Source organism: Paenibacillus sp. EB106-06-01-XG199, assembly GCF_058791575.1.
The window spans coordinates 65,753-78,802 of record NZ_JBYTDQ010000015.1; the positions used below are offsets into that span (position 1 = coordinate 65,753).

The following is a 13,050-nucleotide window of genomic DNA, read 5'->3' on the forward strand; positions in this document are numbered from 1 at the left end:
AGAGGAGCAGACAGAGATGAAGGTACTATTTATCGGAGGGACAGGATTAATCAGCGAGGCGGTCTCCAGACTGGCTGTTCAGCGCGGGATAGAGCTGTATCTGTTTAATCGCGGAGAGCGGGGTGAATTCGTGCCTGAAGGTGCGAAGGTGATCCAGGGAGATATCCGCAAGGGGGCGGAAGCCCGTGAAGTGCTGAAGGGGTATGAATTTGATGTTGTGGTAGACTGGATCGCGTTCACTCCTGAGCAGGTACAGCTCGACATTGAACTGTTTACCGGCAAGACGAAGCAATATATCTTTATCAGCTCGGCATCAGCTTACCAGAAGCCGCAGCGGCATTATCAGATCACGGAAGAGACGCCGCTTGTCAATCCATACTGGCAGTATTCACGCGATAAAATCGCCTGTGAGGAACTGCTGCTGGAAGCCCATCGCAGCAACGGCTTCCCGGTTACGATTGTCCGTCCGTCGCATACTTATGGCGTTACAGCGATTCCCGCAGCTTTGACGAGCTGGCAGCATCCCTGGTCACTGGTAGAGCGTATCCGCAAAGGCCAGCCCCTCGTGATTCATGGGGACGGAACCTCACTTTGGACGCTGACCCACAATACCGATTTTGCCAAAGGGTTTGTCGGCCTGCTGGGACATGCTGAAGCCATTGGAGAGGCTGTCCATATCACTTCTGATGAAGTGCTGAGCTGGAATCAGATTTATGCTGCCATTGGGGAGGCTGCAGGCAGAGAGCCGAAGGTTGTGCATATCTCCACGGATTTCATCGCAGCCCATACACCGGCGGGCACAGCGGATGGCCTGATCGGGGACCAGGCGGTAAGCAGTGTGTTCGACAACAGTAAAATCAAACGGCTTGTGCCGGATTATAAGGCTACAGTTCAGTTCGCAGAAGGAGTGAAGCTCTCGGTAGCGTGGTTTGAGCGTCATCCTAAGCTGTGCTTGATGGACCAGGAATGGTCGAAGATGGTGGACAATCTGATCAGCAAACATGGCATCGATCCCAAGCTGCTTTCTTATTACGTCTAAGCTTAAGCTCATAGGCTGCACATAAGCTCAAAAAGACGGTGATTCCTAATAAGGATCACCGTCTTTTTGTGGGGAATTTTGTTGCTTATACGTGCTGATGTGAGGGCGTGGCATGAAACGGGGAATCTTGAATATACTCTCACTACCGAAATCCCCTTAAAAGGAGTCCTGGCCATGCCGACACATCCGTATGTCTCCCGTTTTTTTGTAAATTCCGATGCACGCCGTGAGAAGCTGATTTACGATCTGCCGGAATCCTGGTGGAGCCGCCCTTATGAATACGAGTGGTGTACAAACTTTATTTCGCCCCATGATGTGGTGCTGGATGCCGCTTGCGGCATTTCCCATCCGCTGAAGTTCTATCTCGCCGGATTCAGCGACGAGGTCTATGCCTGTGATCTTGATGCCCGCATCCTGTCAAGGGAAGCGATCCTCCAGAACATTGCCGGTGATATCGGAGCCGAAGCGGCACGGCAGGTGGAGGCGAGACGGACAACAAATCTACATCTGGCCCAGGCCGATCTCACCAAGCTGCCGTATGACGATGAGAGCTTTGATACGATTTTTTGCATCTCGGTACTGGAGCATCTGTCGCTGGAGGATTCTGTGCGTGCGGTGCAGGAGTTCCACAGAACGCTGAACGGAGAGGGCCTGCTGGTACTGACCTTTGATTATCCTACAGTCAATCTGCCGCTGATGAACGACGTGCTGCTGCAGTCCGGATTCCAGTATTGGGGGGAGACAGATTTCAATCTTCCTGAGGATGCTGTGCGTACAGATTTGTGGGGCGGACTGAACTGTTTCAGAGCTGTGCTCAAAAAAGCGCAAATCTAGCAGGACTTTATACCCTTCTTTTAAGAATCTGCTTTCAGTATAGTAGAACAATATCTTATAAAAAGGGGCTAGAGTATTGAAAAGATTGGCAATCATTACAGTTATATTATGCCTGCTTGTACCCTCTTCTGCTGTATTTAGCAAAGGGGCAGCGGCGCAGGAGAACATCACACTTGCTTTTGCCGGAGATATTCTGCTGGACGGTTTTGTGGGCGAGCAGATTGCAAAATACGGGGTTCATTTTCCATTCACCAAAGTGGCACCGGTCCTGCAGAAAGCTGATCTTGCGTTTGCGAATCTGGAGACACCGGTATCGGTCAGAGGGAAGGCGGCCGAGAAGACCTTTGCCTTCCGCTCCAAGCCGGAAACATTGGGTGGACTCAGCTATGCGGGAATTGATGGCGTGACCGTGGCCAACAATCATATCCTGGATTACGGGCAGAATGCCATGCTGGATACGTTGGTGCATCTGGACCGGCACAAGATTGGCCATACAGGTGCAGGCAACAATATTGAGGAAGCCTTTAAACCGTATATTAAGACTGTCAAAGGCAAACGGATAGCTGTGCTGGGCACAAGCCGCGTGTTATCCGGCACCTCCTGGTATGCCGGGAAAAACAATCCCGGAGCTGCTTCAGCCTACACTGCGGAGCCGCTGATGGGTGCGATTAAGAAGTCAGCTAAGGACAATGATTATACCATTGTGTATATCCATTGGAACCAGGAGTTCAAGGACTATCCGGAGGACTACGCCCGGACGCTGGCCAAGCAAATGATCGACTGCGGCGCGGATATTATCCTTGGTGCGCACAGCCACAACCTGATGGGGATCGAATATTACAAGCATAAGCCGATCTACTATTCGCTCGGTAATTTTGTATTCAACCGTTCTACGCGCGGCGGAGAGAAGACCCTGCATTCGATGCTGGTCAACTTCACAATCAGCGATAGTGGTGTAACCGGCAAAATTACGCCGGTTAAGATTATCGGCGGACAGCCGAATTTTATGGGCAACGCCTATAATCAGGAGACCATCAAGCGAATGAACAAGCTGTCGTTCAATGCTGTCGTAGCGGCAGATGGTACAGTTACAGAGGATCTTTGACCTCAATAATATAAAGAGCATGTGACCCTAGCCTAATGGCTAATCACATGCTCTTTTTTGTCATATGAAGTGTAACACTGTATTGAAATCAGCCCTTCACTGCCCCGGCGACAACGCCTTTAACAATATACTTCTGCAGGAAGATGAATACGACGATGGACGGCAGTACAGCCATTACCATGGCCGTCATCGCATATTGCCAGTCCGAAGTGTATTGGCCTACGAATGTATAAGCTGCAAGTGTAAGTGTCTTCGTATCCGGAGAGCCGTTGACCATAAGCAGCGGAAGCAGGAAGTCATTCCAGATCCACATGACGTCGATGATGACGATGGTCGTCGTTACCGATTTCAGCAGCGGGAAGATTACACTGAAGAACAGGCGGAAGCCGGAAGCCCCGTCGATCGTGGCGCTTTCATCGATTTCCAGCGGAATGCCTTTGACGAAGCCGTGATAGATGAATACGGCCAGCGGAGCTCCGAAGCCCCAGTACAGCAGACCCAGTCCCCAAGTGCTTTCGGACAGGTTCAGGTTCTTGGCAGTCTGCAGTACGGTCAGCATGATCGACTGGAACGGAATGAGCATCGGCATAATGCAGAGGAAGTAGATCACTCCGCTCCATTTGGATTTCGTCCGTGCAAGCTTATAAGCCGCAATGGATGAAATGAACACGATTCCCAGCAGGCCGACGCCGGTAATAATGAAATTGTTCAGGAACAATCTTGGATAATTGATGAACTCCCACACATAGGAGTAGTTGCTGAAGGTCAGCTTCTTCGGCAGGGCAATAACGTCAGTCATGACCTCACTGAAGCTTTTCAGAGAGTTGATTACGGTCAGGAACAGCGGATACAAGAACAAAAGAGATAGGAGGACCAGAACAACTTCCAGAATGATCTTGCCCGCTTTGCTGTTGTTTGTTTTCATTATGCCTCAACCTCTCTTCTCTTGAAGAACGTAAGCTGGATGATTGTCACGACAAGCACAGCCAGGAAGAGGATGAGCGCTTTTGCCGTACCATATCCGTACAGATTGTTCTGGAAGGTATCCCGGTAAATATCATAAGCGATACTGTAGGTAGTTCCGCCAGGGCCGCCGCCGGTCAGCGACAGGATAACGTCGAACACCTTGATCGAGTTGGTCAGGGCCATGAATACTGAAATGGTGATAGATGGAGCGAGCAGCGGCAGGGTGATGCTGAAGAATCTTCTCAGCGGTCCGGCACCGTCCACGGTGGCTGCTTCCTTCAGGTCTTCAGGTACAGATTGCAGACCGGCAATATAGATGACGAGATAGAAGCCGACCGATTGCCATATGGAGACTCCTAAGATCGAGATGAAGGCCAGTCCCGGCGTTCCTAGCCAGCTTAGGCCGAATATGCCCCAGCCTGTACTTTCTCCGAGGGAGTTGAAGCCTTGCATGAAGATGAATTTCCAGATGAAGCCGACGATAACAAGACTGAGGATATAAGGGATAAAGAAAGCCGCTCTCAGCCAGGAAGTCGTCTTCAGCTTCATGTCCAGAAGCACGGCAAGCAGGATGGCCAGCACGTTAACAAGTATGATGTAGAGCACCGCATATTTGATGGTGAACCACGCTGAATCGGAGAAGTTGGTATCTCCCGTGAAGATCTGCTTGAAGTTATCCAGTCCGACAAATTTGGGATGTTTGGATATCCCGTTCCATTTGGTCATCGAATAACGGATGGTCATGGCAAAAGGAATGTAGAATGCTACAGCGATACAGATCAGAACAGGAAGCGTGAAAATTCCGAATTCTATTTTCTCACGCCATTTTCTGCCGAGTGTTTTTAACATGGAAGCACCTCTTCTTGTATTTATAGGGTGGGAGCAATGTGCCTGGCTTGCCACACATAACCATTCCGGTTAGTCTATATTGTGTATTATAGAGCAGACCCCTATTCTCAAAAATGGATTTAAGAGTACAGTTAGGGGTAAAAAGGTGAACTGAAAAGAACACCGAAAAATTTCTGAAGCTGGAGAAAAGGGTCCTGGCATTTCGCGGAGGCCATCATTTCCGGGTATTGTACCTGCAAGCAAAGGAGGCCGCTGCACATCATTAGATCAATTCTGCATAAGCTGTTTGAGCCTTTACTGGAGCGGATTTCACGCCGTCTGGCGAATAAGCTGATTCTGCTGTTCACGACCATTATTATCCTGGTGGTTACTTCGCTGACGTTCATTTCATATGGAATGCTGCGCAAGGAATCAGTGAACAGCAGAATAACGAGCACAAGCAACAACCTGCTGCTGGTTGGCCGTAATCTGGAAAGTTACCTTGACGGGATCGAGCAGCTGTCCCTGCCGCAAATCTCCTATGATGAGATTACTTATGCCATCATGCATGAATCGGAGGATTACGCCTCCAAGATGTATGTGGAGGATTACCTGAAGAATCTCTATTTTTCACGCAACGACCTGGAGGCTATAACCCTCTACGTGATCAAAGAGCAGAAGTATTATTATGTCACCAAAGAGAACTATAATATTACAATCCGGGTCGCCCAGCACCCCCCGATTGAGAATCTCACCTGGTATAAGCGTGCGCTGGCAAGCCCGTTTAACCGTTCATATCAATCCTTTGTGCAGGACACTTCGGAACAGGATGACTATCCTATTAATAAAGACAAAAGTTTCATGGGCTACCACAGGCTGCTCCGTTCGATCGCGTCCAGAGAACCGCAGGCGGTATTGTCCTTGTACTTCAACTCGAGCGTCACCGATGAGATCATGAAGGATATTCCGTTCAGCAGCGGAGAGCATTTGATGTATGTCAGCCCGGATAATGAGGCGTTTGTGGTGGATGACCGTGAATTTTATGCCAAAAGTGAAGCGGCAGGCCTGCTGGACCAGCTGACCCCAGCCCAAGGCGGACGACTTACGTGGTCGGCTGATGAACAAAAATATCTGGTGATCTATGACATTAATAAAAAAGAGGGCTGGAAGCTGATCAAGCCGATTCCCTACAAAGAAATTTACGAAGCGGCGACAACGACACGTAAATTAAACTACTTCATTGGCCTGCTGTTTCTGATCGTCTCGGTGGTCCTTGTCAGCTTCATCTCCAACAGGATCACAAATCCGCTGAAATATCTGTCGCTGCAAATGAAGCGGTTCAGCACCGGCAGCTTTGATGCCGAAGCACAGGTGGAGGGAAACGATGAGATCGCGTATCTGTCGCGCCATTTCAATAAGATGGTTGAAAAAACCAATGAACTGATCAATGAGCGGTATAAAATGAAAATCGTCGAGAAAAACGCGGTGCTCAAAGCGCTGGAGGCGGAGATTAACCCGCATTTCTTATATAATGCTCTGCAGGCGATTTCTACGAAGGCATTGAAGAACAACAATGACGATATCGTCGAGATGGTCGATAATCTGGCTTTGACGTTGCGATACTGCATCAGCGGCCGTGATGTTGTTGCTGCCAGGGAAGAGCTGAGGCATATTGAACGCTATTTGGCGCTGCAGAAGGCCCGGTTCGGGGGTCGGATGCAGGTTGTCTACGATTGGGACGAGACCTTGCTGGAGCTGAGTATTCCCAAGCTGTCCATTCAGACGCTGGTGGAGAACTGCATCAAGCATGCGCTGGAGAAGGTATCCACTACAGTCACGATCAGGATTGAGGCGCGGATTACTCCAGACTACAATGTGATTTCTGTACTGGATGACGGGCCTGGCATTAGCGGAGAACGGCTTGCGGAAGTGCTGAGCACGCTGCAGATCCAGTGGGAGGAATTTGGAGGAGACTTGTCCGAAGACGGGAATGAAAGCATCGGACTGAAAAATTTGAATACACGGCTGAAGCTTCTATATGGAGAAGGAGCGGGTCTGGCGATCAGTAGTAATGAGCACGGAACGGCAATGGAAATGCAATTACCGCGGGGAGGACTGGGACAACATGTATAAAGTACTCATCATAGATGATGAAGAGCCGCTGCGCGAAGCCATCAACATTCTGGGGGACTGGAAGGGACTAGGGGTAGATCAGGTGCTGGAGGCTACGGACGGCAACGTTGGACTGGCCATGCTGCGGCAGCACAAAATTGATATCGCACTTGTCGATATGAAGATGCCGGAGCTGAACGGCAGCCAGCTGCTACAAATCGCCGAGCATGAATTTCCGGATCTGCTGCTGATTGTCATCAGTGGTTACAATGATTTCGAATATACCCGGCAGGCCATCCGTTCCAAGGTTGTCGACTATTTGTTGAAGCCGGTTAACCGGAGTGATCTGAACAGCGCGCTGCGCAAGGCCGTCGACCTGCTGGAGGCGAAACGAAAGAAAGAAAGCGAATTTATCAGCCGGAACATCACGCTTAACATGTCCATTCCGAAGCTGAAGGAGAAGATGTATCTGTCGATTATCGAGCGCAGCTTCAAGAACCAGTCCAATGAAGCCTTTTTGCCGCTGATCGGTGCAGATAAACCCGGCCATTTTTTTGCTGTCGGGATTGTCCGGCTGCTCAATCTGGAGCAGGTCCGCAAGGGAAGATTTCATGAAGACCGGGATCTGATGCATTTTGCCGTAACGAATGTCATTAATGAGAACAGCGGCGGGGATTTTGAAGCGTTCAGCTTCGTCAGCCCCCGGGCAGAACGTGAATTTATCGCTATCTTTACCATGAAGGGCGGTTACGGGCAAGATGCGGCCTTTCTGTCCCTGCATCATATGAAAAAGGCCGCTTCGACTTTGAAGGAGCTGTTCGGAATTGCTTGTGCAGGAGGCATTGGAGAGCCTTATAGTGATTGTATGGATATCGCACAGTCGTATGACGCCGCCAAAGCGTCGCTGGACGCCATTGATCTGCTGAATCTAAAGAGCGGCATCGTTGCTGCCGGTGCAGGTGCCAAACCTCCAGTTAAGGACAGCCCTTCGCTGACTGCCCGGATGCCGCTTATCCGCAATATTCTGGAGAGCGGAAATGTGAATCATGCCAAAAGCATTCTCGGCGAATTCACCGGACAATGGCAGACCTCCGGGCATTTCAGCCTCGGGGCAGCTGACCGGACGATTCAGGAGTTCATTATTCTGCTGAACGATATCGCCAAGGAACTGAATGCAGGTCCTGAACGGCTGCGAGGCGGCAAAGACAAGGGATTGCGCGGGCTGGGGATCGCCGGTGACTTCGCCTCCTTTGAGCAGTTTGAAGGCGTGCTTAATCATATTCTGGATGTCTATGCCGGTGAAATCGGCAGATCCCTTGCCGGTAACCGCGGCAATGTGCTGGAAAATATTAAAGCATACATTGATAACCACTATTTCGAGAATATTAAAATATCGTTGTTCACGGATAAATATTTCCTGAGCAGAGAATACTTGATGAAGCTGTTCAAGGCCCAATACAGTTACGGCATTCATGAGTATGTACAAAAGGTAAGAATGGACAAGGCCAAGGACCTGCTGTCTGATCCTGCCCTCAAAATCCAGGATATCTCCGAGATGCTGGGCTATAAGGACAAAAACTATTTCAGCAAGGCGTTCCGCAATTATTACGACTGTTCACCTTCTGAATTCAGGCTCCTTCTGCCCGGGGTAGAAAAGTGAAACGGTTACATTAGCCCACTTTTTTACCCTCATAAGTTCACTTATGTACATTCTTATCCTTTTTCTTTTTATTTAGAATAGCAACAAGACCACACAAGATGCATAAGAAAAAGGGGGCAACATCATGTTAAAACGATTTATGGGACTATCTGCAAGTCTGCTGCTCGTCGGCGGTCTGCTGGCCGGTTGCGGCGGGAACAACAATAATGCCGCTACTAATAATACGGCTGGTACAAACGGGACGGATAATGCTGCCACAACGGATTCCTCCAAGCCCGTAACGATTAATATGTTTACCGCATCACCGGAGTACACCGATGCGTTCAATGCCTACATTGCAGAATACAAAAAGGTTAAACCAAACGTAACCATTAACCTGGAAATTATGCAGGCTGACTACAATACGGTACTTAAATCGAAAATTGCTGCCGGCAGCACTCCGGACGTGTTCCAGACGACAGCTGGTGGAGATATTGATACCTTTGCTGAATACAGTGCCGATCTTACGAATGAGCCGCTTGCGGCAGCGATGACCGATGCGGTCCGCTCCAATATGAGCTCTACCGACGGTAAGGTGCTGGGACTTCCGGTGAAAGGCAACCTGTTCGTACTGATGTACAACAAAAAGCTGCTGTCTGATGCCGGCATTACAGAAATTCCAAAGACAACCGCCCAGCTGGATGATGCGATCACCAAGCTGGAGGCAAAAGGGATTACACCGTTCGCCAATGCCTACAAAGAGTGGTGGGTATGGAAGCATATCTTCCAACACTTTGTGGATGCGGCTGCAATTGATGCCGGTACGGATGCCAAAACGCTTGTAGCAGATTTCATCGCCGGCAAGACGACCATCAAGGATCATCCGGTGCTGTACAATAACTTCTTTAATTACATTGACACTACAGTTAAGCACGGTACGGACAAGCCGCTGGAGCGCGACAGCAATGCTCAAGTCAGCGACTTCGCTCTTGGCAAAACTGCATTTATGAACGGTAAGGGCGCATGGGATGAAGAAGCCATTAAGAAAATCACACCAGATTTTGACCTTGGCATCGCCGGCTACCCTGTCAGCGACAAAGCGGAACAGTCCCAGATTATTACTGGTGCTGACCAGGCGCTGCGTATCAACAAGGATTCTGCTGTAGTTAAAGAAACTATTGAGTTCTTCAACTGGCTGTATACTTCCGAATACGGGAAAAACTGGTTCTCCAGCGTGGCTAAGGTAATCCCGCCAATCAAGGATGCCCCAATGCCAGACCTGCAAATGCCTAAGGAAATGGAAGAAATCCTGAAGACGGAGAAATCCGGCGACCTGTCGGTCAACTACTCCCTGGATACCTTCCACCAGAAATTCGGTGAATTGATGCAGGCTTACATCGGCGGCAGCAAAACTAAGGATCAAGCGATCAACGAAATTCAGAAAGCCTGGATCCAATTTGGATCGGCTCAATAAAACATTTCGATGTGGGACGGTCTCGAAGGTAAGATTCATTTACCGGGGGGCCGTCCCTTTATTGTTGGCGGGAGGCGGTGAATGCCGTAACTGCGGTGAATGTTTGGATTTCCGGTGAAACAAATTATAATCATATAAGACACCAACATATGGCAGGAGGCTAAATTAAATATGGACAGCAAGATCATTGAAATCGCCGAAAATGGACTTTATCTTACGATTGAAATTACAGCGGAGCAGGATGTCCGGCTGCTGCACTTCGGAGCGTCACCTTTGGAAGCCGGGGCTATCACCGACAAGAATAAACCGGGCTTCCGGCTGCTGGAGCTGCAATTGTCGGGTGAAGACCGCGCCGAATATCACGGGCGCACACACCGGGCCTCCTATCCGGGGCTCCGGATGGTATATGCCGGGCACAGCGACACGGGGAATGCGCTGGGACGCAAGCTGGAGCTGACCCTGACCGATCATCTCACCGGAATTCAGGCAGTACAGCATTTTCAGTTCTATAAGGGCGTACAGATTGTACGCAGCTGGACAGTGCTGAAGAATGCCGGGGAAGCCGAGGCAGCTGTGGAATACATCTCGTCATTTGCTCTTACAGGTGTCGACAAGGAGGGAAGCGGAGACCGCAACGACAAGATCGAGGTAACCCTCGCGCATAGCGGGTGGCAGAGTGAGCTGCAGTGGCGGACCTACCGGCTGCCTGAGCTGGGGATGTCCCATCTGGCCGACCGCGGCTCGAAACGGATTGCCGCAAGCAATACAGGCTCCTGGTCGGCGGCAGAATTGCTTCCCATGGCTGTGCTGCACAACAAGGAGAGCGGGACAAGCCTGTTCTGGCAGATTGAGCATAACGGCTCCTGGCATTGGGAGCTGACGGATCAGTATGATCAGCTTACACTGCTGGCCAGCGGGCCTACAGAGCATGACAACCACTGGTGGCTGAAGCTGGCCCCGGGTGAGGAGTTCACCACGGTGCCTGTAGCTGTGGGTGCTGTACAGGGAGGATTCCAGGGTGCAGCGGAACAGCTTACGGCGTACCGCCGGATGATCCGCAGACCCAATGAGGATAATGAGCTGCTGCGGATTATTTTTAATGACTATATGAACTGCCTGTGGGGAAGCCCGACGACGGAGAAGCTGCTGCCCTTAATCGACGCCGCTGCCGATGTCGGCTGTGAATATTTCTGCATCGATGCCGGATGGTATGCGCCTGGAGAGTGGTGGGATGGCGTAGGACAGTGGGAGCCTTCCAGTGAGCGGTTCCCGGAAGGGATTAAATATGTGCTGGACTATATCCGCAGCAAAGGAATGATTCCCGGACTATGGCTGGAGCTGGAGGTTATGGGCATCAACAGTCCGAAGCTGGCGGAGACCGATGACAGCTGGTTTTTCATGCGGCATGGCAAACGGGTTAAGGACCGCAGCCGCTACCAGCTCGATTACCGCAGCCCGAAAGTGATTGAACATGCAAACGGTGTTATTGCCCGTCTGGTTGAGCAGTACGGCGTAGGATACATTAAGATGGATTACAACATCAATGCAGGCATTGGAACAGAGACAGCTGCGGACAGCTTCGGCGACGGGCTGCTGCAGCATAACCGTGCCTATCTGGCTTGGCTGGACAGCATCTTTGTGCGTTATCCAAATCTTGTGATCGAGAACTGTTCCAGCGGCGGCATGCGTATGGATTATGCGATGCTCAGCCGGCACAGCATCCAGTCGACCAGCGACCAGGAGGATTATGTACAGTACGCGGCCATAGCCGCAGGCTCACCGGCGGCACTGACACCGGAGCAGTCCGCGGTCTGGTCGTATCCGCTGCGCGAAGGCGATGATGAGGAAGTCATCTTCAATATGGTCAATGCGCTGCTGCTGCGTGTGCACCAGAGCGGACATTTGGCGGAGCTTGAGCCCCGCCGCAGAAAACTGGTGAAGGAAGCTCTGGATTATTACAAAACCATCCGCAGCGATATCCCGCATGCCACGCCTTTCTGGCCGCTCGGCCTGCCGGATAGCGGGGGCGAATGGGTTAGCCTCGGGCTGCGGCGCGGGGAACGCAGGTACGTGGCGGTATGGCGGATTGCCGGAGAAGCCGATAATGTCCAATTGCCGATAGAAGAGCTGAGGGGGCTTGAACCAGCCATCGCCTGTGCCTATCCGCAGCAGCATAACTTGGCCTGGAATTGGGATAAATCAGCAGGAGTATTGACAGTGGCCCTCCCACCAGGAAAAACAGCGAGATTGTTTGAGATTACTTCGTAAAGTTCGTAAAGCCTGCAGCCAGGGCCGGTCCCCTTGAACGCGATTCTTGGGGAGCGGCTACTTGTGCTTGCAAGGAAAGCCGGGACTTCTCACTATGCCTCCATTAGAAAAAGGCAGTACAATGATAGTTTCAAATTCATAGTTTTGAGCCTTGGTAACAAGATTACCTCCATATTTTTTAGCCACTCTTTGAATATTCGTTAAGCCGAATCCGTGGAAGCCGGCATTTGTTTTGCGATTACACCGCACCATGGCGCTGGATTCGCTCCGCGAGTTGGTGACTTGGATAAATAATGCAGTATCAGTCGTGAATATCAGAAGATGAATAAATCTATCTTCTTTTTTAGGAACCCTTGCAGCGGCTTCCAGAGCATTGTCCAGCACGTTCCCGATCACGGTGCACAAGTCAAGCCGTTCAATTTCAATAGCTCCGGTGTGTATCCGAATATCATTGTTCATGGCAATGCAGTGTTCACAGGCAATATTTAGTGCGTTGTCAATTAAAGCATCAATGGCCAAATTGCCTGTTGATAGCTTTGGAGCAGGTTGATGAATTTGACCGAGCATTTGATTGATGTGATGAATGGATTCCTGAATTTCATTGTTTTGAATGCAAGTCCGGACATATACCAATTGCTTGTTCGTATCATGGATAACTTGTTTGATGTTAGTAATGGAATGTACGGTTTGTTCATAGCTGCTGTGCTGGTAATCCAGCTGTTTCTGCAATAGTAAATTCTCTTCAATCAGTTTGGTGTTTCTGTTGAATTTACCGAATAGGAGAA

General features: G+C 50.3%; 10 protein-coding genes. 7 read left to right on the plus strand and 3 right to left on the minus strand.

Translation table 11 applies throughout. The annotated features are described in order from the left end of the window. Positions 1–16: 16 nt before the first annotated feature. The 3 genes from AC3WT9_RS31875 (at position 17) to AC3WT9_RS31885 (ending at position 2,978) form a co-directional block, all read left to right on the plus strand. Complete coding sequence (locus AC3WT9_RS31875) at positions 17–1,039, plus strand: SDR family oxidoreductase (protein ID WP_341377878.1); 1,023 nt, start codon at positions 17–19, stop codon at positions 1,037–1,039. Positions 1,040–1,213: 174 nt separating this feature from the next. Then, positions 1,214–1,873 carry a class I SAM-dependent methyltransferase gene (locus AC3WT9_RS31880; protein WP_341091390.1) on the plus strand — a complete coding sequence of 220 codons (660 nt, stop codon included), beginning with the start codon at positions 1,214–1,216 and terminating at the stop codon, positions 1,871–1,873. Between the two features lie 76 nt (positions 1,874–1,949). Further along, positions 1,950–2,978, plus strand: coding sequence for a CapA family protein (locus tag AC3WT9_RS31885; protein ID WP_341091391.1), 1,029 nt, complete (start codon positions 1,950–1,952; stop codon positions 2,976–2,978). A gap of 88 nt (positions 2,979–3,066) precedes the next feature. Here AC3WT9_RS31885 and AC3WT9_RS31890 read toward each other — a convergent pair whose 3' ends face one another. Both AC3WT9_RS31890 and AC3WT9_RS31895 read right to left on the minus strand, forming a co-directional pair. Then, positions 3,067–3,903: a carbohydrate ABC transporter permease gene (locus AC3WT9_RS31890; RefSeq protein WP_341091392.1), complete on the minus strand. Its 837-nt coding sequence runs from the start codon at positions 3,901–3,903 to the stop codon at positions 3,067–3,069. Then, complete coding sequence (locus AC3WT9_RS31895) at positions 3,903–4,793, minus strand: carbohydrate ABC transporter permease (protein ID WP_038588766.1); 891 nt, start codon at positions 4,791–4,793, stop codon at positions 3,903–3,905. The genes AC3WT9_RS31890 and AC3WT9_RS31895 overlap by 1 nt, the downstream gene beginning before the upstream one ends. 414 nt (positions 4,794–5,207) lie before the next feature. Between AC3WT9_RS31895 and AC3WT9_RS31900 the strand changes: the two genes are divergently transcribed. The 4 genes from AC3WT9_RS31900 (at position 5,208) to AC3WT9_RS31915 (ending at position 12,265) form a co-directional block, all read left to right on the plus strand. Beyond that, positions 5,208–6,905: a sensor histidine kinase gene (locus tag AC3WT9_RS31900; RefSeq protein ID WP_492408702.1), complete on the plus strand. Its 1,698-nt coding sequence runs from the start codon at positions 5,208–5,210 to the stop codon at positions 6,903–6,905. After that, a complete protein-coding gene (locus AC3WT9_RS31905) occupies positions 6,898–8,544 on the plus strand; it encodes a response regulator transcription factor (protein ID WP_341091395.1) in 1,647 nt (548 codons plus the stop codon). Before AC3WT9_RS31900 ends, AC3WT9_RS31905 begins: the two co-directional genes overlap by 8 nt. A 124-nt stretch (positions 8,545–8,668) precedes the next feature. Then, on the plus strand, positions 8,669–9,997 hold the full coding sequence (locus AC3WT9_RS31910) for an ABC transporter substrate-binding protein (protein ID WP_341091396.1): 1,329 nt from the start codon (positions 8,669–8,671) through the stop codon (positions 9,995–9,997). Between the two features lie 171 nt (positions 9,998–10,168). Next, complete coding sequence (locus AC3WT9_RS31915) at positions 10,169–12,265, plus strand: glycoside hydrolase family 36 protein (protein WP_341377882.1); 2,097 nt, start codon at positions 10,169–10,171, stop codon at positions 12,263–12,265. A gap of 57 nt (positions 12,266–12,322) precedes the next feature. Here AC3WT9_RS31915 and AC3WT9_RS31920 read toward each other — a convergent pair whose 3' ends face one another. Next, entirely contained in the window at positions 12,323–12,994 is a 672-nt protein-coding gene (locus AC3WT9_RS31920; RefSeq protein WP_492408705.1) for an ATP-binding protein, read from the minus strand. Positions 12,995–13,050 lie beyond the last annotated feature (56 nt).

What these genes read in the sequence shown, in the direction of transcription:
- AC3WT9_RS31875 (WP_341377878.1), top strand. Translation starts at nt 17, where the DNA reads ATGAAGGTACTATTTATCGGAGGGACAGGATTAATCAGCGAGGCGGTC.
- AC3WT9_RS31880 (WP_341091390.1), top strand. Translation starts at nt 1,214, where the DNA reads ATGCCGACACATCCGTATGTCTCCCGTTTTTTTGTAAATTCCGATGCA.
- AC3WT9_RS31890 (WP_341091392.1), bottom strand. Translation starts at nt 3,903, where the DNA reads ATGAAAACAAACAACAGCAAAGCGGGCAAGATCATTCTGGAAGTTGTT.
- AC3WT9_RS31895 (WP_038588766.1), bottom strand. Translation starts at nt 4,793, where the DNA reads ATGTTAAAAACACTCGGCAGAAAATGGCGTGAGAAAATAGAATTCGGA.
- AC3WT9_RS31905 (WP_341091395.1), top strand. Translation starts at nt 6,898, where the DNA reads ATGTATAAAGTACTCATCATAGATGATGAAGAGCCGCTGCGCGAAGCC.
- AC3WT9_RS31910 (WP_341091396.1), top strand. Translation starts at nt 8,669, where the DNA reads ATGTTAAAACGATTTATGGGACTATCTGCAAGTCTGCTGCTCGTCGGC.
- AC3WT9_RS31915 (WP_341377882.1), top strand. Translation starts at nt 10,169, where the DNA reads ATGGACAGCAAGATCATTGAAATCGCCGAAAATGGACTTTATCTTACG.